A 24,403-nucleotide genomic window follows, 5' to 3' on the forward strand; every position below is an offset into this window, starting at 1 on the left:
CCGTGCGCCGTGGAGAGCGTCATGAAGCAGCAACTGGGGCATTACGATCTCGTCGCCGAACTCGGCCGTGGCGGCATGGGCGTGGTCTACAAGGGCTACGAATCGCAACTCCACCGCTACGTCGCGATCAAGGTGCTGGCCGATTCGCTTGCCCACGATCCGGCGATCAAGGAGCGTTTCCTGCGCGAAGCGCGCAGCATGGCCGCGCTCAACGATCCGCACATCATCCAGATTTATTTCATCGGCGAAGACGAAGGCCAGACCTACTTCGTCATGGAATTCGTCGACGGCGAATCGCTCAGTTCGGTGCTCAAGCGCGAGACGCGGCTGAAGCCCGAGCAGGCGGCGAAGATCGTCTACCAGACCGCGCTCGGCCTCGCCACTGCGCACGACCGCGGCGTGATCCACCGCGACATCAAGCCCGGCAACATCATGATCGACAGCCGCGGCAACGTGAAGATCGCCGACTTCGGCATCGCCCTGTCGAGCGCGGACCTGTCGAAGAAACTGACCTCGACCGGCGAGTTCGTCGGCACGCCGGGCTATCTCTCGCCCGAAGTCTGCCTCGGCAAACTGGTCGATCAGCGCTCGGACATTTTCTCGCTCGGCATCGTGCTGTTCGAGATGCTCGCCGGACGCATGCCGTTCACCGACGAGTCGCCGCTCGGCCTCATGCTCGAAGTGGTCAAGGCCGAGATTCCGGACGTGTGTTCGCTCAATGCCGACGTCGATGCGGAGCTCGCGCGCATCCTCTCGCGCATGATCGCCAAGGAACCGGCCGACCGCTATCAGAGCTGCCAGGATCTCGCCGCCGACCTCGCCCGCCATCCGCTGCTCGCCAACGGCGCAACCCTGCAGTTGCGCACCGAACCCTCGCCCGCCGCGGCAACCGTGATCGGCATGAAGACGCCGATTTCCGGCCAGAACGCGTTGCCGAACACGACGCCGACGCCGCGGCCCCTGCCGCGCAGCACGCCGGCGCCGGCAAGCACGATCACGCCGCCGCGCCCGCAGAGCACGCTGCCGACGATCGTCGCCGCGACGGCGGCGGCCAACGGCGCGCATCAGTCCCTGCTCGAACGCCAGGCCGCGGCGTCGAAGAAATCGACCTCGCCGATGGTGCCGCTTGCGATCGCGGCCGTGCTGTTGCTCGGCCTGGCCGGCGGCGCGTTCGCCTATCGCGACCAACTCGGCTTCATGAAGCAATGGCTGCCGGCGAACCTACTCGGCTCGGTCTCGGCAAGTGCGCCGACGCAGACCGCGGCGACGACGACCACGTCCGCAACGACCACTTCGGCCTCGACCTCGGCCACCGCGGCATCGGCCCCAGCGGCGGCGGCCAGCGTCGCGACCTCGAATCCGCCGCCCGCCGCAGCCTCATCGCCGCCGCCTGCGGACACTACGGCTGCGACAGCCGCGGCGCCTTCCACGTCGAGTGCCGCCACGGCGACAGCGCCGGCCGGAACAGCGACGGCCACGGCCGACCCTGCCACCGGCGCCGCGGTCGCTTCCAGCGCCGCTGCAAGCGCATCGACCGGCGGCGCGACCGTTGCCGAATTGACGGCGACCGGCCCCACCGGCTCCAGCGCCACGGCTACGGTCGGCAGCACCGCAGCCGCCCAGCCCGAAACGGCCGCGCCATCTCCGCCGCCAGTACCCGTCCCCGCCGTGCCGACGCCGCCTACCGCGCAGATCGCCAAGGCCGTACCACCGCCTGCGCCGGTCGCGCCGCCGAAGCCGCACGTGCCGACGGTCGCCGTGCTTTCGGGCGGCGATATCGCGGTCTCCGAGCCCGCCGGCCGCGCGATCGAACAGGTGCTCGCGCGCCGCGGCTACCGCCTGGCCGATGCGGACATGATGCCCGGCGCCGGCCGCTATCTGTCCGGGCAGCGCGTGGACGTGCTCGCGTTGCTCGACTTCCTCGCACGCAACGGCCGCATTGATGCCGTGGTCATCGTCCACGCCCGCCCGACCGGTGCGCAGAACCTGCCGGCCTACGGCATGAACGTGGACGCGACGACCGCACAACTCAATGTGACGACCTACGCCGTGCAGGGCCGGCACAAACTCGGTGCGGGCTGGACGCAGAACGTGATCTACACGGGCCTGTCGGCCAAGCAACAGGGTGAGGAGGCGGTCGAGGAGATCGCACCGCAGGTCGAAAGCACTCTGGTCGAATACCGCGCCGGCCGCGGCCGCGGCTGACGCACACAGAACAGTTTCAAGGCAGGCCGCGCGGCTTGGCGCCGCGCCCGAGCACCTCGCGCGCATAGCGGTAGCCGGCGGCAATCGCCTGTTCGTATTTGTGCCAATCGAGCAGGCCGACGTTCTGCACCGGCGGCGCCAGTAGAAGACTGGTTTCGGCGCGGCGCGCCGTGCTCGCCGCTTCTGAATTGACCATGCCCGCGCGCAGCAGGATGTTGACGATGCCGGGCCGCAGCCGGCGTCCGCGCAGGCGCTGCAAGGCGAGGCGAAACGCCGACGGCAGGGCGAATTCCTCGACCTGCGCGCGCAGCACGTCGTCGGCGCCGATATCGATGCCGATGACGTCGCCGATGCCGTGCTCGCGCATCGGATCGACCGGCAGATTGTTGATCACCGCGCCGTCGACGAAAACTTCACCGCGATGGAACACCGGTGGCAGCACGCCCGGGATCGCACTCGCCGCGCGCAGCCAGAGCCAGAGCGGGCCGGCACGATGAATCTGCGCGGCGCCCACGGTCAGGTTCGCGGTGACTGCGTAGAACGGCAGGACCAGATCGCTCAAGTCACGCTCGCCGAACGCCTCGCGCAGCAGACGCGCGACGCGACGGCCGCGGGTCAGCGACACGAACGGGAATGTGTAGTCGCGCAGCGGCCGGCCGTCGACGAAGGCGCGGCGGTAGTTGTAGAACATTTCCTCGCCGCTCCAGTCGGCGGCGACGCCGGCGCCGATGATCGCGCCGATCGAAGTGCCCCCGACGTAGTCGATCTGCTGACCGGACTCGCGCAGTGCATGCACGACGCCGATCTGGGCGAAGCCGCGCGCGCCGCCGCCCGAGAGCACGAGGCCCATGCTGCGCCCGATAAGGAGGCGCGCGATGCGTTCGATGTCGGCCGCGGCTCGGTCGCCGCGCACGTGGTGATGGCGCGCGCCGCGCACCTGCGCGAGCCAGGCCGCCGCGCGGCCGAGGCCGACGTCGCCCTGGTGCAGCAGAACCAGATGACGCGTGCGCAGGGCGCTGCGCTCGGCATTGATGTAGGCGACTTCAGGCCAAGCGCTCGCCTCGTCCGCCGCGTTGACCGGCAGCAGGAACGCATCGGCCTGGCGCGCACAGCGTTCACGCCAACCGGCGTCGTTGGCGTCGCCGAGCAGCAACACATAACGATGCGCGAGTTCGACCGAGTGCAGCCACGCCGCATCGCGCCCCTGCGCCGTCGCGGCGTCGATCAGCGCGCAGGAGCCGTAGCTCGACAGTACGGTGGCGAGGCTGCGCACGAAGCCCTGCGCGTCAACGCCGGCGTCATGCGGCAGGATCGCGAAGGTGCGCGGCGGCGAGTAGCGCGCGTTGCCGGGGCGGTCGAGCAGATGCCGCGCGGTCACGCCGACCGTGTGCAGCATCGCCTGCGGGTATTTCGCGACAAGGCGGTGGAACGCCTCCGCCGACAGGCGCAGCACGACGCTGTCACGCAACGCGCGCAGCAGCGAGCGGCGCGGTATCTGCGCGATCAGGCTGATTTCGCCGGCGACTTCGCCGACGCCGACCATGCCGAGCAGGAGCAGGCTTGCGCCCGATTCGCGCCGGTACGCGGCGAGGCCACCCGTGCGCACGACGTACAGCGCGTCGGCCGGATCGCCTTCGTCGAACAGCACCGCACCGCCCGGAAGCGCGCGCGGTTCTAGTTCGGCGGCAAGTTCGTCGATCCCGGCCGCGTCGAGTGGGGCGAACAGATCGATGCCGCGCAGGAACGCGCGCAGGTCGGCGATGGGCGTTGCGGGGTCGGAAGCGTTCATATGTTCATGCTAGCGCTGCGACCGCTTGATTTTCCTGCGGCGACGCATCAAGTTGAGTATTCGCATAGCCCCTCGTTCCGGCGAACGCCGGAATCCAGCTTCCTCTCCGAGAAGCACTGGATTTCCGCTCGACCCGCCCGCGGCCGTCGAGAGCCGCAGGAATGAGACCGGCAACAACATTCCGCCTTTCTGTTTCCCGATTTCGTAGCCATGACCCAAACCAATCCCCTGCTCGCCGACACCGCACTGCCCGCATTCGCCGCGATCAAACCCGAACACGTCGGACCCGCGGTCGACGCCGTGCTCGCCGACTACCAGAAGCAGATCGATGCGCTGACCGCCGAATCGGCGTCGCGCACCTTCGCCAACACGATGCTGCCGCAGGAGGCGCTCGAAGTGCGCCTGGAACGCGCTTGGTCGCCGGTGTCGCACCTGCACGCCGTTGCCGACTCGCCGGCGCTGCGCGAAGCCTATTCGGCCGCGCTCGAAAAGATCACCGATTTCGCCAGCGAACTCGGCCAGAACCGCGAACTCTACGCCGCAGTGAAGGTGGTCGCCGAGCGCGCTGATTTCGCCGAACTGCCGCGTCCCGCACGCACCCTTGTCGAACATGCGCTGCGCGACTTCCGCATGTCCGGCGTCGCGCTCGAAGAACCCGCGCGCTCACGCTTCAAGGAAATCGCGAACCAGCTGTCGAAGCTGTCGAACGAGTTCGAGAACGCCGTGCTCGACGCGACCGAAGCATGGTCGGAGAAAATCGGCGAGGCGCAATTGGCCGGCCTGCCCGAAGCCGAGCGCGCGCTGCTCAAGCAGTATGCCGAAGAGGCCGAGCAGGACGGCTGGCTCGTGACGCTCAAACAACCGAGCGTCACCGCCGTGCTGACCTACGCGGACGATCGCGGCCTACGCGAACGCACTTACGCGGCTTACCAGACGCGCGCGTCCGACGAGGGCCCGGCCGCGGGCAAGTTCGATAACTCGCGGCGCATCGAAGAAATCATGGCCCTGCGTCACGAAGGTGCGCAGTTGATCGGATTCAAGAACGCCGCCGAGGATTCGCTCGCGACCAAAATGGCCGGCACGCCCGAGCGCGTGCTCGCCTTCCTGCGCGATCTCGCCTCCCGCGCCAAGCCGGTCGCGCAGCGCGAACTCGCCGAGCTGCGCGACTTCGCGCGCGACGAACTCGGCATCGCCGATCTGCAACCGTGGGACGTCGCCTACGCGGCGGAAAAGCTGCGCGTTAAAAAGTACGCGCTGAGCGAAGAAGAATTGAAGCCTTATTTCCCGGCAGCAGCGGCGATCGACGGCCTGTTCGCGATCGTCGAGCGCGTGTTCGGTGTGCGCTTCGCCGCGCGCGACGGTGTCGAGGTCTGGCACCCCGATGTGCGCTACTACGATGTGCTCGATGCGAACGGCAAAGTCATCGCCGGAGCCTACTTCGATCTCTATGCGCGCTCGGGCAAGCGCGGCGGCGCCTGGATGGACACCTGTCGCTCGCGCTACAAGGACGGCAGCGAAACGCATCCGCCGATCGCGTACCTGACCTGCAACTTCGCCCCGCCGACCAAGGACACGCCGTCGCTGCTGACCCACGACGACGTGGTCACGCTGTTCCACGAAACCGGGCACGGCCTGCATCACATGCTGACCGAAGTCGATCTGCCGAGCGTCGCCGGCATCGACGGCGTCGAATGGGACGCGGTCGAGCTGCCGAGCCAGTTCATGGAGAATTTCGCCTGGCAGCGCGAAGCGCTCGCGTTGTTCGCGCGCCATTGGAAGACCGGCGAGGCGCTGCCCGAGGCACTGTTCCAGCGCATGCTCGCTGCGCGCCACTATCACGCAGGCTTGTTCCTCGTGCGTCAGCTCGAATTCGGCTTGTTCGATTTCCGCCTGCATCTCGAATTCGATCCCACGCGTGGCGCGCGTGTGATGGAACTGCTGCGCGAAGTGCGCGAGGAAGTCGCCGTCATCCTGCCGCCCGCGTGGCAACGCATGCCGCATGCGTTCGGTCACATCTTCGCCGGCGGCTATGCGGCGGGTTACTACAGTTATCTCTGGGCCGAGCTGCTTTCCGCCGACGCGTTCTCGCGCTTCGAGGAAGCCGGCTTGTTCGACCGCGCCGCGGGCGATGCCTTTCGCCGCAGCGTGTTCGCGGTCGGCGGCTCGCGGCCGGCGCTGGAATCGTTCGTCGAGTTCCGTGGGCGCGAGCCGGAACCCGATGCCTTGCTGCGCAGCTACGGTTTGGCGGCTTGAAGAAGAGCTTTTTTAGCCACCGATTACACGGATAAAGATAAAAAGGGTTTTGATCTATCCATATTCGTCCGTGTAATCGGTGCTGAAATTCTTTGCTTATGCTCTCGATCGTCGTTAACTTCTACAACAATCGCCGTGAGGCGATGAATACCTTGCATTCGATGACGCGCGGCTATCAGCGCAGCGCGCAAGATATCGAATTCGAAGTGATCGCGATCGATCACGGTTCGAGCCTGCCGCTCGACGAAGCCGACGTGCGCGCGTTCGGGCCTGAATTTCGCTATCGCTACGTCGAAACGAAGTCGGTGTCGCCGGCCGCCGCGATCAACGCGGCCTGCCGCGAGGCGCGCGGCGAGCATCTGCTCGTCGTCATCGACGGCGCACATATCCTCTCACCCGGGATTTACACACGCGCTAGCCGCGTCTTCGAGCAATTCGAGTCACCGTTCGTCGCCGGCGTCTCATTTCACCTCGGGCCGAAGCAACAGAACGAGTCAGTGAAGGAAGGCTACAACCAGCAAGTGGAGGATCGTTTGCTTACACGTTGCGGTTGGCGCGAGAACGGCTATCGCTTGTACACGATCGCTGGCTCGTTCGCCGATCCGGGCATGGGTTGGTTCGGTTGTGCGTTCGAATCCGGTTGCTTCGCGATCGGCAAGCAGAACTACCTTGCCCTCGGCGGCTTCGATGAACGCTTCGTCGCGCGCGGCGGCGGCCTCGTCGCACTCGATTTTTTCCAGCGCGCCGTTTCGCGCGAAAAGGGCGATTACGTGATGCTGCTCGGCGAAGGCAGCTTTCATCAGTTCCACGGCGGCGTCGCGAGCAACGCAACCAAGGCTGCGCATCCGTGGAAGGAATTCCACGAAGAGTATCAGCGCATCCGCGGCAAGTCCTTCGCACGCGTGCCGCGGCGGCCGTTCTATTTCGGCACGCTGCCGAACGAGGCGCTTCTCGCCGCGCGCATTTCCGCCGAACACGGCCTGGCCCAGTGGGAAAAGGCGGTCGCCGCGGGCGAGGCTTGATCGCAATCTGAATTTTGCGGTGAGGGCCTGATCGGACAAAAGCCGCCGGGCGCAACATGGTTGTCGCGTTTCCGCCTTGTCCGTGTTCATCCGCGCCGATCCGTGGCAAAGTTGCTCCCTCTTCGTCCGACGAAAGCGACCCATGAAAATCGCGAGCTGGAACGTCAATTCGCTCAACGTGCGCATGCCGCATCTGACGACGTGGCTCAACGAAGCGCAGCCCGACATCGTCGCGCTGCAGGAAACGAAGACGGAAGATTCCAAGTTTCCGCGCGAGGCGATCGACGCGCTCGGCTACCGCGTCGCATTCTCGGGGCAGAAGACCTACAACGGCGTCGCCATCCTCGCGCGCGAGGAACCGCGCGACGTGATCACCGACATCCCGGGGCTCGACGATCCGCAGCGGCGCATTCTGATCGCGACAGTCGGCGAGCTACGCATCGCCGATCTCTACGTTGTCAACGGCCAGGATGTCGGCACGGAAAAGTACGCCTACAAGCTCGACTGGCTCGCCAAGGTGCACGCGTTTCTCGCCGAGGAGATCAAGCGCTATCCGAACCTCGTCGTGCTCGGCGATTTCAACATCACCCCGGACGACCGCGACATCTACGATCCGGTTGCGTGGAAGGAGCAGATTCTGTGCTCGACGCCCGAGCGCGATGCGCTCAAGGCGATCGTCGACCTCGGTTTGCACGACACGTTCCGCCTGTTCAACGACGAGGCCGGGCACTACTCGTGGTGGGACTACCGCCAGGCCGGCTTCCGCCGCAATCTCGGCATGCGCATCGATCTGGTTCTCGCGAGCGAGGCACTGCGTGCACGCTGCCGCACGGCCAGCATCGACCGCGTGCCGCGCACCTGGGAACGGCCCTCCGATCACACACCGGTGCTGCTCGAACTGGAGAGCTGACCGGCGCCGCTTCGGCGACGCGCGGACGGTCGTATGCACCCGAGGTGCTAAAATCCGCCTATGACAGATTCCTTGCATCAAGCCGATTGGCCCGCCGAGCTCGACGATCAGGAACTCGAGGAACTCGATCAATACCTGCGCGCGCACGCCGGCGAGGACCACCTTCTGCTCGATGGCGTACACGGTTTGTTGACCGCGATCGGCATCGGCCCCGAAAAGGTCGCGCCGGACGAATGGCTGCCGGAAGTGCTGCACGAGCCGTTCGCCGACGAAGAAGAGGGCAAGCGCGTACTCGAACTGCTCGCGCGCCTGTCCGAGAGCGTCGAGCTCGAAGTCGAAGCCGACAACTACGAACCGATCCTCGGCGAGATCGAACTCGACGACGGCGACTCCGCCTTGTCGGCGCTCGGCTGGTGCGAGGGGTTCTCGCGCGGCGTCGATCTGCGCGCGCGGCTGTGGGAATCGCGCCTCGGCGCCGACTCGCATCTGACCGAACTGCTCGGGCCGATCATGGCGCTTGCGGTCGAGGAAGGCGTGTTCGCCACCGATGCCGATTTCGCGCCACTGTCCGAACAGGAATACGACGACTGTCTTGCGCAATTGCCAGGCGCAGTCAACGCGGTCGCGCACTATTGGGTCGACGCGCCGCTGACGCCCGAAGAACTCGCCGGCTCGCCGCACCGCACCTCGTCCGACAACGAACCGAGACGCAAGCGCGGCGGGCGCTGGCTGCACTGAATCGATGACCGCGTGCGGCTCGTGCCGAGCGAATCACGCTCGGCACGAACGTAGCGGTATCGTCGAGACCGCGCCTTACTTCGCCTTGCGCTGCGCCGGAATAAATTGCTCGCGCACCGCCTTCGCAAGCTGGTCGGGCGGAAGCAGACCCTGGTCGAGCAGGAAGTTGTTATAAGCGCGGCGGTCGAACTGTTTGCCGAGCGCGAGTTCGGTTTCCATGCGCAGTTCCATGATCCGGCTGTAGCCGTAGAAGTAGCTGCCTGCCTGGCCGGGCATGTTGAACGTGTAGCGATCGAGTTCCTGGCGTGCCATCGGCTCGGACAGTACGACGTCGTCGGTCAGCACCTGGCCCGCGCGTTCACGGTCGATCTGGCCGAGGTTGAGCATCGGGTCGAGCATCGCGCGCGCCGCGCGCAACAGACGCAGCTGCAGCGCGATGAGCTGACCGTCGAGCGGCTCGTACGGCACCATCTCGGCCTCGGCGTAGAGCGCCCAGCCTTCGACGTTGACGCTGTTGAACGCGAACAGCGTGCGCGCGAGCGAGATGCCGCGCTCGACCATCGCGGTGAACTGCAGCTCGTGGCCAGGGCGGCCTTCGTGTGCGGCGAGAGTCCAGCCGCCGGCTTCGTAGGTGAAGTCGTCGTAGGCGGCGCCCTTGCCGTCCTTGCCGCTCGACGCCGGATTGCCGAGCGGCAGTACGAACTGGCCCTGCTGGCCGGTATTGCCGATCAGCGGCGCCGGCAGGAAGTGCGGCGCCGGCTGCGCGGCGGATTCGGCGTCGGAAGCGAGGCGCATGACCATCGGCCGCTGCGGCAGATCGACGACTTTGTTCGCGGCGATCTGCTTCTCGAGTTCCGGCATGACCGTGTTGCGGTAATAGCCTTCGATCGAATCCTTGCCGAGCTGCTTCTTCTTCAGCTCGTGGATCACCGCGCGATAGTCGGTCGCCTGAATGCCTTTTGCCTTGGCAACGAGCGGCGCGATCTGCTGCATCGCATTGCGCGTTTCCATGAATTCCAGGCGCGCGCGCTGGATCAGCAGTTCGGGGGCGATGTCGATGCCGACCTGCTTGAGCTTGAACGCATACAGCTCGGGCGGCAGGCGTGTGTCGGCGCGCGCGACCGGCAGCACGTCCTTGCGCATCCAGTCGGCGTAGTCGCGAAACTGCTGGTCCATCGCCGCGAGCGCGGCGTCGCCTCCGTCGATCTTGTACTTGTCGAACAGTTTGCGAATGCCGGCCGCATAGGTGTCGGCATTGCGCAGCGCCTGCTCGACTTCGAGCTTGGTCGGTTTCAGCAGGGCGGGGTTCTTGAGTTTTTCCTCGTAGCGCTGGCGCGCGAGCGTGGCGATCGCCGTACTGCCAGGCGTCAAGCCGACATAGCGCTGCAGGCGATCGAGTGCCTTGGTGCGGCGCGCCGGATCGGTCTGGTCCTGCAGCAGCGCCTGCTCGCCCTGGAAGACGAGCTGGCCCACGTCGGTGAACGGCAGCAGCAAACGTTCGTTGAGTTCGCTGCCTTCGATCTGCCGGTCGGCGGCGACGAGCATGATGTCGATGTCCTGGCGGACGTTCGCGTTCTCTTCGGTCTTCAGATCCTTCTGCAGCGCGTCCTTCGCACCGCGCAGCGCTGCGCGCTGGCGCGCTTCGGTGTCGGGGCCGAGATCGGCGACGCGGTCGTCATAGCCGGGCAGGCCGAAGAACGAGGCGAATTCCGGCGCGAAATCAGCCTGCGCCTTCAACAAGGGCTGGGCCAGCTCGTTGCTGCGCTTGACCCACTCCGGTGCCGGCCGCACGGCCGTGGCAGCGGCGGGCTTCGCCGCTGGCGCGGGGTCTTTCGCGGAAACGGCAGCCACCGAAACGCAGGCGAGCGCGATGGCGCTGGTCAACAACAGGCGACGCATGGAATTCTCCTCAGGTCAGATTGGGGCACGCGATGTCGTGTTTCTAGGCTTCGCAGCAGGCGAAGCCTTTTGCTTAAATCAGCGGCAGGAATGCAGAGCCGGTGCAGGCGTCACTCGCTCGAACACGGCCCCACTTCGCGCAGTTCGATGCTGCACCATTCCGCGGCCGGGCAGTTCGCCGCAATCGCAAGCGCCTCGTCGCGATCGACGTTCTTCAGATAGTAGAAACCGCCGACGATTTCCTTGGCCTCGGCGAACGGGCCATCGACGACGTTCGTTTTGCCGTTGCGCTTCTCGATGCGCGTGCCGTGCGCGACGCTCTTCAGCGACTGCGCGGCTTCGAGCACGCCGCGCTCGTTGAGGCTGCCGGCATAGGAAACCATGCGTTCCCATTCCATCGCCGCCTGCTCGGGCGGGCGGCCCTTACGCCGGTCGGCGCGTTCCATGATCAGCATCAGATAACTCATTTTCCTCTCCGCAATTTGAAAAGCGAGGTCAACGACGAGCGCCGCTCAAGCCGGCGATTCGAAACCGTCGCATCAGTGCACCCGTACCGACGACGCATCGCATTTTCCCGCACGATCGAGCATCAAGCGCTGCTCACGCGCATTACGCGTCAGCGCGGCGGCACGTTCGAATTCGGCGCGCGCTTCGTCGAACCGCCCGAGTTTTTCCAGCAGGTCGCCGCGTACGGCCGGCAGCAGGTGGTAGTTGCGCAGCGCCGTCTCGTCTTTGATCCGGTCGATCAGGTCGAGCCCGCGCTGCGGGCCGAACGCCATCGCGACGGCGACCGCACCGTTGAGATCGACGATCGGCGACGGCGAAACCTGCCCGAGTTGCGCATAAAGCGCCGCGATGCGCGCCCAGTCGGTGTCTTCCGCACGGCGCGCGCGCGCATGGCAGGCCGCGATCGCCGCCTGCAATTGATAACCGCCGCGGTCCACGCCGAGTTTTTCCGCACGTTCGAGTGCGTCGAGGCCGCGCTGGATCAGCAGCCAGTCCCAGTGCGCGCGATTCTGTTCGAGCAGGAGGATCGGCGCGCCATTCTTATCGGTGCGCGCATGCAGGCGCGAAGCCTGGATTTCCATCAGCGCGACGAGACCGTGCACTTCGGCCTCACCGGGCGCGAGTTCGGCGAGGATGCGCCCGAGCCGCAGCGCTTCCTCGCACAATGCCGGGCGCATCCAGTCCTCGCCCGCGGTCGCGGCGTAGCCTTCGTTGAAGACGAGGTAGATCACGTCGAGCACCGAAGCGAGGCGCGCCGCACGGTCCTCGCCGCGCGGCAGCTCGAACGGCACGTTCGCTTCGGTCAGCGTGCGCTTCGCACGCACGATGCGCTGCGCGATGGTCGGTTCGGGCACGAGAAAAGCACGCGCGATCTCGTCGGTGGTGAGGCCGCCGAGCAGACGCAAGGTCAGGGCCACGCGCGCATCGGGCGAGAGCACCGGATGGCAGGCTGTGAACATGAGCCGCAACATATCGTCGCCGACGTCGTCATCTAGCGCCGCGATGAAGTCGTCCGCGCGTGCCTCCTGCTGCTCGTCGAGTTCGCGCGCGATTTCCGCATGCTTTTCCTCGGCCAGCTTGCCGTGCCGCAGCCGGTCGATCGCGCGATGTTTCGCCGTCGCCATAAGCCATGCCCCCGGATTGTCCGGTATGCCTTTCTCCGGCCACTGCTCGAGCGCGGTGACGAGCGAGTCCTGCGCCATCTCTTCGGCCAGCCCGACGTCGCCGAGCATGCGCGCAAGCACGGCGATCAGTTTCGCCGATTCCATGCGCCAGACCGCGTCAATCGTGCGCCGCGTGCGGGTGAGGTTGTCCGTCGCCATCATGGCGACGGATCAGAACATCAAGTCGTTGCCGAAGGCAAGGGCCGTTCGTCGCGGTGCCTGCTAAAGCCGCCCCTGCGCGTCGTGCGCAACCTCAGCAGTCGTCGTGGCCTTCGGCGATCGCGTAGGTCAGGCACTCGCCGTCGCCCGCCACTTCCATAAAGCGCTTGGCGCCGTCGATCGCCGCCTCGCGCGAGTCGTACTGCAGCATGGCGAAGCCGCCGATCAATTCCTTCGTTTCGACGTAGGGTCCGTCGATCACGCGCGATTCGCCATTGCTGCGGCGCACGACGGCGCCGTGTTCCTTGAGACAGAGGAACCCGCCGCCGCTGAGGAACTCGCCGCGGGCGAGCGCCTCGCCGACGAAGCGGTCCATGTCTTCTTTCTGCTTGCCGGCCGGCGGGCCAACCAGGCCGGTTTTTGCGTCGGGGATGAAGATGCTGAAATATTTCATGACTGTTCTCCTGGGGATCAGTTCGGTTTGCGTTGTTGGATGTCCGCGCGCAGGCGCTCTTCCTGCTCGCGCAGTTCGGGGGTGAATTCGGCGCCGAAGTCCTCGGCCTCGAAGATCTGGCGGATTTCGATTTCCGACTCGACGCCATTGAACGAATTCGGGCAGCGCTTGACCCATTCGATCGCCTCTTCGAGCGACTTGACCTGCCAGATCCAGAAACCGGCGATCAGTTCCTTGGTCTCGGCGAATGGTCCGTCGGACACGGTGCGCGAGGCGTCCTTGAAACGCACGCGCGCGCCTTTCGCGCTCGGCTGCAGGCCTTCGCCGGCGAGCATGATGCCGGCCTTGACCAGTTCTTCGTTGTAGCGGCCCATGTCGGCCAGCAGTTTTTCATCGGGCATCACGCCCGCTTCGGATTCTCGGGTCGCGCGGACCAGCACGGCAAAACGCATGACGGTTCTCCTCGGGATTCGGACGACGGCTTATTTGTTTTCGATGGAATAGATCATCCACGGCACGCCGAATTTGTCGGCAAGCATGCCAAACGCCGGCGAGAAGAACGTCGCGATCATGGGCTGGTGCACCTGGCCGCCGTCGGCCAACGCGGCGAACTTCTGCTCGGCTTCGGCTTTCTCCGCGCAGGTCAGCACGAGGCGCATGCCTTCGAATTTCGGTTGGCCCGAGCAGAAGCCGTCCGATGCGCCGACCGTGCTGTTGCCGATGAGAAAACTCGCGTGCAATAACTTGTCCTCGTTGCCGGGCGGAACATGCTGGCTCGGCTCGGGCGAATCGCCGATGCGCACGATCGATTCGACCACCGCGCCGAGCGTCTTCTTGTAGTACTCGATGGCCTCTTCGGCACGGCCTTCGAAAAACAGATAGGGATGTACGGACATTCGAGCTCTCCTTGTTGACTTGCGAAACCGTTCCCGCTGCCGGTCTCTTGCCGATACGACGTACCACGATCCGGCGAATCGACACGCCGGAGAAAAATATTTTGCGCAGGGCTTCGGGGCCGGTTTTCTTGCGGCGCAGTAGAATGGTGCGGTAAGCGGCCATTCCCGCCGCACGTTTTGGCTGGACCGTGATGCTGTTGACGCTACGCCTGGTTTTCTTCGGCCTATTCGCTTTTTTCGTGCTCTGCGTGCTGCTCGTGCACCTGCGCGGGCGCATACGCCTGCGTTTCGACCGCCAGCTCGCCGACCACTCGGCCCTGTTCGCGCCGTACAACCTGTTGATGTACGCGTTCTCGCGGGTGCCGGCGAAACCGATCCTCGACCGTGCCGGTTTTCCGCATCTTGATCCGCTGCGCGCGCACTGGCAGACCATCCGCGCCGAAGCCGTGCAACTTTTCGACGAAGGTCACATCCGCGCGGCCGAGCAGCGCAACGATCTTTCCTTCGACAGCTTCTTCAAGCAGGGTTGGAAGCGGTTCTATCTGAAGTGGTATGGCGAGCCACTCGCGACCGCGCAGGCGCTTTGCCCGCAAACCGTGGCCCTGCTGCGCGAAATCCCGCAGGTCAAGGCGGCGATGTTCGCGCTGCTGCCGCCAGGCAGCCGGCTGACGCCGCACCGCGATCCGTTCGCCGGCTCGCTGCGCTACCACCTCGGCCTGGTGACGCCGAACGCGAACAACTGCCGCATCTTCGTCGATGGCGAAGAATACGCCTGGAGCGACGGCGGCGACATCGTGTTCGACGAGACCTTCGTGCACTGGGCCGAGAACAACAGCGACGTAACGCGCGTGATCCTGTTCGCCGACGTCGAGCGGCCCTTGCGCGCGCGCTGGATGGAAGCGATCAACCGGCGTGTCGGCGCTTTCATGGGCGCGATCACCGCCTCGCCGAACGACACGGCGACCGAGAAGACCGGCCTCGTCAATCGCCTCTATGCGCGCATGCGCGGCCAGAACCAGCGCGGCGTGACGTTCCGCAAGCGCCATCCGCGGTTGTATCGCGTGATCAAATATCCCGCGATACTGCTTGCGCTATGGCTGCTGTTCGCTGCGCCGTGGCCGTTGTTTTGACTCGTCGCAGAGGAACGAAGAACCGTCAGGGCACGTGCGAGCCTGCACGCTTCACCTTCGCATCGAAGTAATCCGCGATCAGGTGATACACGTGCTTCTTCATCGCCGGCGTCGACAGGCCGTGCTTGCCGCCGGGGTAGGTCATCAAGTCGAACTGCACGCCGCGGTCCTGTAGCGCGGCCATCAGCGCGGTCGAGTTGGTGAACAGCACATTGTCGTCGGCCATGCCGTGCACGAGCAGCAGCGGTGAGGTCATGCCGTCGAGCCAGTTGAGCGTGCCCGACAGTTTGTAGCCCTCGGCGTTGTTCTGCGGTGTGCCGAGATAGCGCTCGGTATAGAACGTGTCGTACAGGCTCCAGTCGGTGACCGGAGCGACGGCGACGCCGGCGGCGACGTCTTTCGACGCCTTGGCCAGCATCATCGTCGTCATATAGCCGCCGTAGCTCCAGCCGAACACGCCTATGCGCGCAGGATCGACGAAGGTCTGCAATTTCAGCCAGCGGATTCCGGCGACCTGATCCTCGACTTCGACCTTGCCGAGCTGGCGATAGATCGCGTCGGTGAACGCGCGGCTACGCCGCGCCATGCCGCGGTTGTCGAGAGTGAACACGACATAGCCGCGCTGGGCCATGTATTCGCAGAAGTAGTCGATCCAGCCGCGCGCGACCATTTGCGAATGCGGGCCGCCATAGTAGAAATCGAACACCGGATAACGCTTGGCCGGATCGAAACCACGCGGTTTGTAGACGCGGTAGTACAAGTCCTGACCGTCGGCCGATTTGATCTTGCCGAACTCGGGCACTATATGCGCGTCGCGATACGGCCAGTAGGGATGCTTGTCGTCGAGTGCGTTCTGCTCGATCCAGGCGACGAGGCTGCCGTCGACCGCCTTGCGCAGACTGACCTGCGGCGGTGTCGCCGGGTCGGAGAAGGTGTCGATGTAGTACTCGGCGTTCTTGGTGAATTCGGCGTGATGCTGGCCGTCGCCCTTGCTGATCCGGCGCGGCGCGTCCGCGGTCGTGCCGTCGAGCCTGAGCGCATAGACCTGGCGGTCGGGAACGAAGTCGCGGTTGGACTCGACGTAAACGAGGCCGAGCTTTTCGTCGACACCGAGCAGACTGTCGATGTTCCAATCGCCGGCCGTGACCGCGTTTTTCAGCTTGCCGTCGAGGCCGTACAGATACAGATGCTTCGAGCCGCTGCGCGAACTGGCCCAAACGAAGGTGTCCTGCGACTTGAGGAAACGCAGATCGTCGTTGAGGTCGATCCAGGTGTTCGCTTCTTCGGTCAGCAAGGTGCGCTGCGCGAGGGTTTTCGCCTCGACGAGATTGACATCGAGGCGCTGCTGGCTGCGCTGCATCAGCTGGTAGCTGAGACGCTTGCCGTCGGGCAGCCAATCGACGCGGGTGAGATAGATGTCGGTCGATTCATTCAATTCCGCGGCGCGAAGATCGACGAAACGCGGCTCGCCGCCGTCGGGCGCGACCAGGCCGAGTTTCACTTCCACGTTGTTCTTGCCCGCCGCCGGATAGCGCTGTTCGATCGTGTCGGTGCGGTCGGCATAGACTTCGGTGCGTTTGACGATCGGCACCTTCGCTTCGTCATAACGCTCGAACGCGATCGCGCTGTCGTCGGGCGCCCACCAGTAACCGGTGTAGCGGCTCATTTCTTCCTGGGCGACGAACTCGGCTTCGCCGTTGTGCACGGTACCGCCGCCGTCACGAGTTAGCTGCCTGGCTTTGCCGTCGCGCAGGTCGATGGCCCAAAGATTCTGCTGATGCACATAGGCGACGTAGCGGCCGAGCGGCGAAATTTTCGGATCGATCGCCTCGCCGCTCGTGTCGATCAAGCGCACGGCTTTGTCGCCTCGTGCGGCGAGATCGTACAAGTATAATTTTCCGCCTAATGGAAAAAGCAATTTTTTTCCATCGGGCGACCATTGGTAATCGACGATGCCGCGGCGCCCGGCGATGCGCGCGCGTTCACGCCGCGCCTTCTCCGCGTCGGACAACTCGGCCGGCTTCGGCTCGACGATCTTCGAGTCGACCAGCATGCGCGTCTGTTTCGAGTTGAGGTTGTATTCCCAGAGATCGAATGCGTTCTGGTCTTCCTGCTTCGGGCGCAAGAAGGTCACGCGCGAGCCATCGGGCGACGTCCTGAGCTTGACCGGCGTTGGCCCGGACAGGCTTGCGCCGTCGAAAATGCGCTCGATGGTCAGTTCCTTGCCTTGCGCCGTGTTCATCGCTGCCAGCATCATCAATCCCAAAATCCAGCCTTGCATCATGGTCTCCCCAACAGATTTTTTGCCACGGAATGCGCAGATAAAAACGGATACGGCGCAAGAACAAACCTTGCTCTTGCTCCATGCGCTTTTACCAGTGCCATTCGTAGCCCATGGTTCTTATGCTTTGCCACCCTGGCCGAACAGGATCTTGCGTTCCTCATCGGACATGGTCGTGTTTTTTTCGCGAAGCTCGCCCACCACCTCGGCACGCACCGTTGCGGGACGCGCGGCGACAGACGCACGCCAGCGGCGCACTTCGGCGTAGGGCGTCAGGTCGAACGGCGCCTTCTGGTACGCGTCGATCCACGGCCAGCAGGCCATATCGGCGATCGTGTACTCGTCTCCACAAATATACTTTCGTCCGACCAGGCGGCGATCGAGCACGCCGAGCAGGCGGCCGACCTCGCGCGCGTAGCGCTCCTTCGCATAAGGAATCTGCTCCGGCGCGTAGACGTGGAAGTGCCCGTACTGACCGGTCATCGGACCGAGCCCCGCCATCTGCCAAAACAGCCATTCCATACATTCGGTGCGGCCGCGCACGTCGGCGGGGAGAAACTTCCCGATCTTTTCGGCGAGATATTGCAGGATCGCACCCGACTCGAACACGCTGATCGGCGCGCCACCGTCGGCCGGTGCGTGGTCGATGATCGCCGGCATGCGGTTGTTCGGGGCGATCTTGAGGTAGTCCGGCTTGAATTGGTCGCCCTTGCCGATGTCGATGCGCGTGACTCGGTAGTCGACGCCGGCCTCTTCGAGGAACAGCGGGATTTTGCGCCCGTTTGGCGTCGGCCAGTAGAACAGTTCGATCATGAGCGAAACTCCGTCGTCAGAGAAATTTAGTGTGCCAGCGCCTGCTCGATCGCACGCTGCGCGAGCGGCGCCATCACAGCGTAGCCGACCGTGTTTGGATGCACACCGTCGCCGCTCAGCGCGCCGCGCAGGCCACCCTGGCCATCGGCCATGGCGGCGTAGTAATCGAGATAAATCAGTTTCTCGCGCGCACAATAGGCTTTGATCCAAGCGTTCAATTCGCGGATCGTATTCGCCGGCCGCACGCCTGCGCGCCACGGATAAGCCGACGCAGGCAGAACCGAGGCAAGCACGACCTTGATGCCGTTGGCGCGCGCCAGTTCGGCCATCGAAGCCAGGTTGTCTTCGATCATTTCGAGCGAACTCGGACCGGTATTGCCGGCGATATCGTTCGTGCCGGCAAGAATGACGACGGCACTCGGCTTGAGCGAGATCACGTCGGCGCGGAAGCGTACCAGCATCTGCGGCGTGGTCTGGCCGCTGATGCCGCGGTTGAGGTAAGGCTTGCCCGGGAAAAATTCGCCGGCACCGCGCCCCCAGCCGTCGGTGATCGAATCGCCGAAGAAGACCACGCGCGTCTCACCGGATGCGGGCACGGCGAGACGCGCATTGTCGTCGCGATAGCGCATGAATTCCGGCCAGTCGGCAAGACGCTTTTCGCCTGCGTCGATTCGGCCGGCGAGGGCCTGCAGGTTAGTGCCTTGCGTCGGGTTCTGCGCGAAAGCGAACCCGGCGTGGAGCAGAAGCAGGAGCGGAAAAGTATATTTTTTCATCACGGCCTCCGATTTTTTCGCTGACTACTTGCCGATGCAGAATGTCGAGAAGATGGCGCCGAGCAAATCGTCGCTCGAATATTCGCCGGTAATTTCGCCGAGAGCATGCTGCGCCTGCCGCAATTCCTCGGCGGCGAGTTCGCCGGCACGCGCGATGCGCAGATGCGTTTCGGCGTGCTGCAGATGTTCGGCAACGCGTTCGAGTGCATCGACGTGGCGGCGGCGCGCGCTGAATGCGCCGTGCGTGCCGTCGCCGCGTCCGGCCAGCGAGGCCAACTCGGCGCGCAGCAGGTCGAGACCGGCGCCTGTCTGCGCGGATAGAGCGACGTGCACTTCGCCGTCACGCCGTTCCCGTGTGGGCTGCTTTCCATGCAGATCGATCTTGTTGTGCACGATGAGACGCATAGCCGTGGTGCTGCATTCGCTCAGCAGACCGCGATCGGTCTCGGCATGTTCGTCGTCGGTGACGAGGACGGCGACGTCGGCGCGCGTCAGTTCTGCGCGAGCGCGGCGAATGCCTTCGGCCTCGACCACGTCTTGCGATTCGCGCAGGCCTGCCGTATCGACGAGGGTCAGGCCGATCCCGTCGAGATCGACGCTTTCGCGCAGCACGTCGCGTGTCGTGCCGGCGATCGGCGTGACGATGGCGCGTTCGCTGCGCGCGAGTGCATTGAGCAGACTCGACTTGCCCGCGTTCGGCCGGCCGACGATGACGACGTGCAGACCGTCGCGCAACACGACGCCGCGGCGCGCACCTTGCAACAGTTCCGCGGTTCCTGCCTGCAGCGCGGCGAGCTGGTCACGCAGCTGCGGTGCCGAGAGAAAATCGATTTCTTCCTCGGGAAAATCGAGCGCCGCTTCGAGCCAGGCGCGCAGGCGCACGAGCGCAGCGAAGAGTTCCTGCACCGCACGCGAGAAATCGCCTTCAAGGCTGCGCATTGCCGCACGCGCAGCCGATTCCGAACCGCTTGTGATCAGGTCGGCGACCGCCTCGGCCTGGGCCAGGTCGAGCTTGCCGTTGAGGTAGGCGCGTTCGGAAAATTCACCGGGCCGGGCGAGGCGTGCGCCGAGCGCGAGCGCGCGGCGCAAGATCAGATCGAGTACGACAGGGCTGCCGTGCGCCTGCAGTTCAAGTACATCTTCGCCCGTGTAGGAGTGCGGCGCGGCGAAGTAGAGAACGAGACCACGGTCCAGCACGGCGCCTTGTGCGTCGAGAAAACTGGAAAAGTGTACTTTGCGCGCCTGCGGCTTTTTCCCGGTCACCGCCTGCGCGATTTGCTTGCAGAGCGGACCCGAAATGCGGACGACGCCGATGCCGCCCGCGCCCGCGGCGGTCGCGACCGCCGCTATGGTCTCGGCGGACGCCTCCGGCGCGATCCGGCCGCGCGCCATTTTACGCCTTGGCCGGCACCGCGGCGCCGATGCGCTTGGTGATGATCCACTGCTGCAGCAGCGACAGCCAGCCGTTGACGGTCCAGTACAGGGTCAGGCCGGCGGGCGCGAACGCAAACATCACGGCGAAGATCAGCGGCATGAACTTCATCATGCGCTGCTGCATCGGGTCCATGTTCGGCGACATCGGCGAAATCCACTGGGTCGCGAGCATCGCCACGCCGTTCAAGATCGGCAGGATGAACAGGGGATCGGGCGCGGACAGATTCTGGATCCAGCCGAAGAACGGCGCCTGGCGCAGCTCGACGCTCTCCTGCAGCACCCAGAGCAGGGCGAAGAAGATCGGCATCTGGATCAGGATCGGCAGGCAGCCGCCGAGCGGATTGATCTTTTCCTTCTTATACAGCTCCATCATCGCCGTGTTGAGCTTCTGCTTGTCGTCGCCGTAGCGCTCCTTGAGCGCTTCGAGACGCGGCTGGAACTGCTTCATCTTCGCCATCGAGCGGTACTGCGCTTCACTCGGCTTGTACAGCAGCAGTTTGATCAGCAGCACGAGCAGGATGATCGCCACACCCCAGTTGCCGGTGAGCTTGTGCAACTGCACGAGCACCCAGTGCATCGGTTGCGCGATAAAAGTCAGGATGCCGTAGTCGGCGGTGAGGTCGAGGCCTGGAGCAACATTGGCGAGATCGCTCTGCAGCTTGGGACCCATATAAAGACGTGTCGCGAAAGTGCCGGTCGCATTCGGCGCGACCGTCTGCGCGGACGACATCGCGCGGATCATGTAGCGCGGCGCACCGTCGGTCGTGATCGTCGTCGTGCTGTATTGATCGGCTTCACCCGCCGCCGGGATGAACGCGGCGAAGAAGTAGTGCTGGAGCAGGGCGATCCAGCCGCCGCTGACTTCGGTGTTGTTGAGCGGGGATTCCGCGTACTTGGCAAACGGCAGCTTGTTGAACTTGCCCTGGGCATACCAGGCCGCGCCGACGAAGGCGTAGGCCTCGGGGTTGTACACGGCGAACAGACCACCGCTGACGGTCGGCGGGGCGGTGCGCTGCAACTGTCGGTATTCGTTGCCGACCCACGGCGCGGCGCTCGCGTTGGTGACTTCTTCGCGCGTTTCGACCAGATAGCTGCCGCGTGTGAAGACGTAGATCTTGCGCACGCTGATGCCGGAAGCGTCGGTCCAGGTCAGCGGCACTTCGATCTTGTCGCTGCCGTCGGCAAGCTCGTAGCTCGATTTCTCGGCATTGAACAGTGCCTTGTGATTCGGCGCCGCCGCACCGTTGCTGACCAGGCCGGTCTGCGCGACGAAGTAGTGCGGGTTGCCTTCTTCGAGCAGGCGCACCGGCTGGGTTTTGTCCTTGGGATCGATCGGATAGGCGAGCAGGTCCGCACGCACGACGCTGCCGCCGGCGGTGCTGATCGCAACGCGTAGTACGTCGGTCGTGATGGTGATCGTCTGCGCCGCCGGATTCTGCGCCACATCGCCCGTGGGCACTGCCGCGGTGGCGGAAGTTGCAGCCGCAGCGGCAGCCGCGGGTACATCATTGGCGCCGGACGCCGTCGCCGGTGTCGAGCTGTTCGTGCCGGCCGCCGCCGTGGGGGCGGCAGATTTCGGACCGTAGTCCTGCTCCCAGGCCTGATAGAGAAAATAGCTGACCGCAAGCAGGGCGAGCAGCAGGAAGGAACGGGTGCTGGACATGGATGACTCGAGGTAAAGAATGGCGCGCGTTCAAGCGGTGAGGGCGTGAACGCGGAGGTTCAAGCGGATCAAACGCGGTCGCGCATTGTGCCGGTACCCTCGGCGGGGTTCAACAACGGCGCCGCGGCGGGATCGCGCGCCGTCGCGGCAGCTTCACCTGCGATCTGTTTCAATTTGTGCCAAAGCTGGTCGAGCTCGCGGCGCAAATGAGCGTTATCGAGTTCCGCGGCGGAGACTCGTGCGATCACGAGCACGTCGCAGAACGGCAGGTCGCGGCGGCAAAGGCGGAAACTTTCGCGTATCTGCCGGCGCACGCGGTTGCGTACGACGGCGAGTTTGGAGACACGACGAGACACGGCCATGCCGAGACGCGCAGTCGGCGTCTCGTTGAGCCGGAATTCGCATTGAAAATGCCGCACGGAGATGCGCTTGCCGGAGCGGCGCAGCGCGGCGAATTCGTCGGGCCGCAGAAGACGTGCGGCGCGAGGAAAGGCAAGACCCGGCGATGAGGAGCTCATCGCACGCGAGACTTCAGTACGCGGAAACGCGTTCCGAGACCGAGCCGGTTTACGGGATCAGACGCTTGCGGCCCTTGGCGCGACGCGCGTTGAGCACAGCGCGACCGCCGCGAGTTTTCATGCGCGCACGAAAACCGTGGGTGCGGGCGTGTTTGAGATTGCCGGGTTGGAAAGTGCGCTTCGTGGCCATGACACTTAGACAAATGCAGGGAAAAAGAGGCGGGATATTAGCGATCAAACCGGACCGGAGTCAAGCGTGCCGGGCTTGGCGGTCGTCGCCGGGCAAGCGTAGACTCGCCTGCCGTTCGAGCGAAGGCCGCACGAACGCCATCCGTGGATATTTCCTAATGACCGATCTCTGGCGTCGCTGCCTGGAACGCCTCGAAGGCGAACTCAGCGTCGAAGACCTGCACACTTGGCTCGCCCCTTTGCAAGCCACCGAAGACGAGGACGGTTTGCGCGTCCTCGCGCCGAATCACTATACCCTCGACGTCGTCCGCGAGCGCTTTCAGTTGCGTATCGCCGCCGTGCTTCAACATCTCAACGGCGGCCCGGTGCCGCTGCGCCTAGACGTCGGCACGCTCAACAAGGCGCCGGTCCCCGGAGGGCGCAAGCCCGCGCCGAACGGCGCCCACGGCCGCGCTGCCAAGTCTGCGACCGAGGCGGATTCGTTCGAGCCGAATCTCGATCCGCATTACACCTTCGAGCTCTTCGTCGAAGGCAAGTCGAACCAGCTCGGCAAAGCCGCGGCGATCCAGGTCGCGAACAACCCGGGCCGCGCGTACAACCCGCTGCTGCTTTACGGTGGCACGGGGCTCGGCAAGACCCACCTGATGCATGCAGCGGGCAATCTGATGCGCTCGCTCAATCCGGCGACCAAGGTGATGTACCTGCGTTCGGAACAGTTCGTCAGCGAAATGATCCAGGCCTTGCGCACCAAGAGCATGGACGACTTCAAGCGCCGCTTCCGTGCGGTCGATGCGCTGCTGATCGACGATATCCAATTCTTCGCCGGCAAGGACACGACGCAGGAGGAGTTCTTCCACACCTTCAACGCGTTGGTCGAGAGCAAACAACAGCTCATCATGACCTGCGACCGCTATCCGAAGGAGGTCGACAATCTCGAGCCGCGCCTCAAGTCGCGCCTCGGCTGGGGCCTCAGCGTGGCAATCGAACCGCCCGACTTCGAAACGCGTGCGGCGATCGTGCTCGCCAAGGCGCAAGCCAAGGGCGTCGATCTGCCCGACGAAGTCGCACAGCTCATGGCCAAGCGCATGCGCTCCAACGTGCGCGATCTCGAGGGCGCATTGAATACGCTGGTGGCGCGCGCGAATTTTCTCGGCGCGCAGATCAACACCGAGTTCGCGCTCGAAACCTTGCGCGATCTGCTTACCGTGCACGCGCAGGCGATCACGATCTCCAACATTCAGAAGACGGTCGCCGACTACTACCAACTGCGCTTATCCGACCTGCTGTCGATGAATCGCAGCCGTTCATTGGCGCGGCCGCGGCAGCTGGCCATGGCGCTGGCGAAAGAGTTGACCGAACACAGTCTGCCCGAGATCGGACGCGGCTTCGGCGGACGCGATCACACCACAGTCATGCACGCGTGCCGAACCATCCGCGACCTGCGTGCGACCGACGGAAAATTGCGGCAAGATTGGGAAAAATTGCTTCGTGTGCTTACGGAATAGGATATTCTGTGGATAGTTTTTCCGGCGCGCTCACGCCCGGACTTATCCACAGATAGAACACAACGCGGACGGGCAGATATCCCGACCGACGGAAATTTTTAT

General features: G+C 64.7%; 21 protein-coding genes. 7 read left to right on the plus strand and 14 right to left on the minus strand.

The features are described 5' to 3' along the window. Window positions 1-21 precede the first annotated feature (21 nt). The gene (locus FFS30_RS07890; RefSeq protein WP_137912499.1) at window positions 22-2,205 is read left to right on the plus strand and encodes a serine/threonine-protein kinase; all 2,184 of its coding nucleotides are present in this window, start codon (window positions 22-24) and stop codon (window positions 2,203-2,205) included. Window positions 2,206-2,221: 16 nt separating this feature from the next. On the opposite strand, the gene FFS30_RS07895 is transcribed toward FFS30_RS07890, so the two are convergent. Next, window positions 2,222-3,994 carry a patatin-like phospholipase family protein gene (locus FFS30_RS07895; protein ID WP_137912500.1) on the minus strand — a complete coding sequence of 591 codons (1,773 nt, stop codon included), beginning with the start codon at window positions 3,992-3,994 and terminating at the stop codon, window positions 2,222-2,224. 210 nt (window positions 3,995-4,204) lie between these two features. Here FFS30_RS07895 and FFS30_RS07900 point away from each other — a divergent pair, with 210 nt between their 5' ends. The 4 genes from FFS30_RS07900 (at window position 4,205) to FFS30_RS07915 (ending at window position 8,917) form a co-directional block, all read left to right on the plus strand. Then, complete coding sequence (locus FFS30_RS07900) at window positions 4,205-6,247, plus strand: M3 family metallopeptidase (protein WP_137912501.1); 2,043 nt, start codon at window positions 4,205-4,207, stop codon at window positions 6,245-6,247. Between the two features lie 98 nt (window positions 6,248-6,345). Continuing rightward, the gene (locus tag FFS30_RS07905; protein WP_137912502.1) at window positions 6,346-7,269 is read left to right on the plus strand and encodes a glycosyltransferase; all 924 of its coding nucleotides are present in this window, start codon (window positions 6,346-6,348) and stop codon (window positions 7,267-7,269) included. Window positions 7,270-7,411: 142 nt separating this feature from the next. Then, window positions 7,412-8,179 (plus strand): exodeoxyribonuclease III, encoded by a 768-nt coding sequence (xth, locus tag FFS30_RS07910; RefSeq protein WP_137912503.1) that lies wholly within the window; start codon window positions 7,412-7,414, stop codon window positions 8,177-8,179. 60 nt (window positions 8,180-8,239) lie between these two features. Continuing rightward, window positions 8,240-8,917: a YecA family protein gene (locus FFS30_RS07915; RefSeq protein ID WP_137912504.1), complete on the plus strand. Its 678-nt coding sequence runs from the start codon at window positions 8,240-8,242 to the stop codon at window positions 8,915-8,917. Window positions 8,918-8,992: 75 nt separating this feature from the next. On the opposite strand, the gene FFS30_RS07920 is transcribed toward FFS30_RS07915, so the two are convergent. The 6 genes from FFS30_RS07920 to FFS30_RS07945 all read right to left on the minus strand — a co-directional run bounded on the left by FFS30_RS07920 (window position 8,993) and on the right by FFS30_RS07945 (window position 13,995). After that, window positions 8,993-10,816 carry a DUF885 domain-containing protein gene (locus FFS30_RS07920; protein ID WP_137912505.1) on the minus strand — a complete coding sequence of 608 codons (1,824 nt, stop codon included), beginning with the start codon at window positions 10,814-10,816 and terminating at the stop codon, window positions 8,993-8,995. Between the two features lie 110 nt (window positions 10,817-10,926). Then, on the minus strand, window positions 10,927-11,283 hold the full coding sequence (locus FFS30_RS07925; RefSeq protein WP_137912506.1) for a YciI family protein: 357 nt from the start codon (window positions 11,281-11,283) through the stop codon (window positions 10,927-10,929). A gap of 72 nt (window positions 11,284-11,355) precedes the next feature. Continuing rightward, window positions 11,356-12,648, minus strand: a complete 1,293-nt coding sequence (locus tag FFS30_RS07930; RefSeq protein ID WP_137912507.1) for an RNA polymerase sigma factor — start codon at window positions 12,646-12,648, stop codon at window positions 11,356-11,358. A gap of 91 nt (window positions 12,649-12,739) precedes the next feature. After that, window positions 12,740-13,099, minus strand: coding sequence for a YciI family protein (locus FFS30_RS07935; protein ID WP_137912508.1), 360 nt, complete (start codon window positions 13,097-13,099; stop codon window positions 12,740-12,742). 17 nt (window positions 13,100-13,116) lie between these two features. Further along, window positions 13,117-13,551, minus strand: a complete 435-nt coding sequence (locus tag FFS30_RS07940) for a YciI family protein (RefSeq protein ID WP_137912509.1) — start codon at window positions 13,549-13,551, stop codon at window positions 13,117-13,119. A 30-nt stretch (window positions 13,552-13,581) separates the two neighbouring features. Continuing rightward, window positions 13,582-13,995 (minus strand): VOC family protein, encoded by a 414-nt coding sequence (locus tag FFS30_RS07945; protein ID WP_137912510.1) that lies wholly within the window; start codon window positions 13,993-13,995, stop codon window positions 13,582-13,584. 191 nt (window positions 13,996-14,186) lie between these two features. Between FFS30_RS07945 and FFS30_RS07950 the strand changes: the two genes are divergently transcribed. Further along, a complete protein-coding gene (locus tag FFS30_RS07950; RefSeq protein WP_137912638.1) occupies window positions 14,187-15,125 on the plus strand; it encodes an aspartyl/asparaginyl beta-hydroxylase domain-containing protein in 939 nt (312 codons plus the stop codon). Between the two features lie 25 nt (window positions 15,126-15,150). Here FFS30_RS07950 and FFS30_RS07955 read toward each other — a convergent pair whose 3' ends face one another. The 7 genes from FFS30_RS07955 to rpmH all read right to left on the minus strand — a co-directional run bounded on the left by FFS30_RS07955 (window position 15,151) and on the right by rpmH (window position 22,797). Beyond that, window positions 15,151-17,406 (minus strand): S9 family peptidase, encoded by a 2,256-nt coding sequence (locus FFS30_RS07955; RefSeq protein WP_171014472.1) that lies wholly within the window; start codon window positions 17,404-17,406, stop codon window positions 15,151-15,153. A gap of 120 nt (window positions 17,407-17,526) precedes the next feature. After that, complete coding sequence (locus tag FFS30_RS07960) at window positions 17,527-18,219, minus strand: glutathione binding-like protein (RefSeq protein ID WP_137912511.1); 693 nt, start codon at window positions 18,217-18,219, stop codon at window positions 17,527-17,529. Between the two features lie 26 nt (window positions 18,220-18,245). Continuing rightward, window positions 18,246-18,992: an SGNH/GDSL hydrolase family protein gene (locus FFS30_RS07965; RefSeq protein WP_137912512.1), complete on the minus strand. Its 747-nt coding sequence runs from the start codon at window positions 18,990-18,992 to the stop codon at window positions 18,246-18,248. Window positions 18,993-19,016: 24 nt separating this feature from the next. Next, complete coding sequence (gene mnmE, locus FFS30_RS07970; RefSeq protein WP_137912513.1) at window positions 19,017-20,384, minus strand: tRNA uridine-5-carboxymethylaminomethyl(34) synthesis GTPase MnmE; 1,368 nt, start codon at window positions 20,382-20,384, stop codon at window positions 19,017-19,019. Window position 20,385: 1 nt separating this feature from the next. Next, a complete protein-coding gene (yidC, locus tag FFS30_RS07975) occupies window positions 20,386-22,089 on the minus strand; it encodes a membrane protein insertase YidC (RefSeq protein ID WP_137912514.1) in 1,704 nt (567 codons plus the stop codon). 68 nt (window positions 22,090-22,157) lie between these two features. After that, entirely contained in the window at window positions 22,158-22,607 is a 450-nt protein-coding gene (gene rnpA, locus FFS30_RS07980; protein WP_137912515.1) for a ribonuclease P protein component, read from the minus strand. Between the two features lie 49 nt (window positions 22,608-22,656). After that, a complete protein-coding gene (gene rpmH, locus FFS30_RS07985; protein ID WP_018972158.1) occupies window positions 22,657-22,797 on the minus strand; it encodes a 50S ribosomal protein L34 in 141 nt (46 codons plus the stop codon). A 157-nt stretch (window positions 22,798-22,954) separates the two neighbouring features. Here rpmH and dnaA point away from each other — a divergent pair, with 157 nt between their 5' ends. Continuing rightward, complete coding sequence (dnaA, locus tag FFS30_RS07990; RefSeq protein WP_137912516.1) at window positions 22,955-24,301, plus strand: chromosomal replication initiator protein DnaA; 1,347 nt, start codon at window positions 22,955-22,957, stop codon at window positions 24,299-24,301. Window positions 24,302-24,403: the final 102 nt, after the last annotated feature.

It is taken from the genome of Rudaea sp. 3F27F6 (assembly GCF_005503555.1).
Taxonomy (GTDB): domain Bacteria; phylum Pseudomonadota; class Gammaproteobacteria; order Xanthomonadales; family Rhodanobacteraceae; genus Rudaea.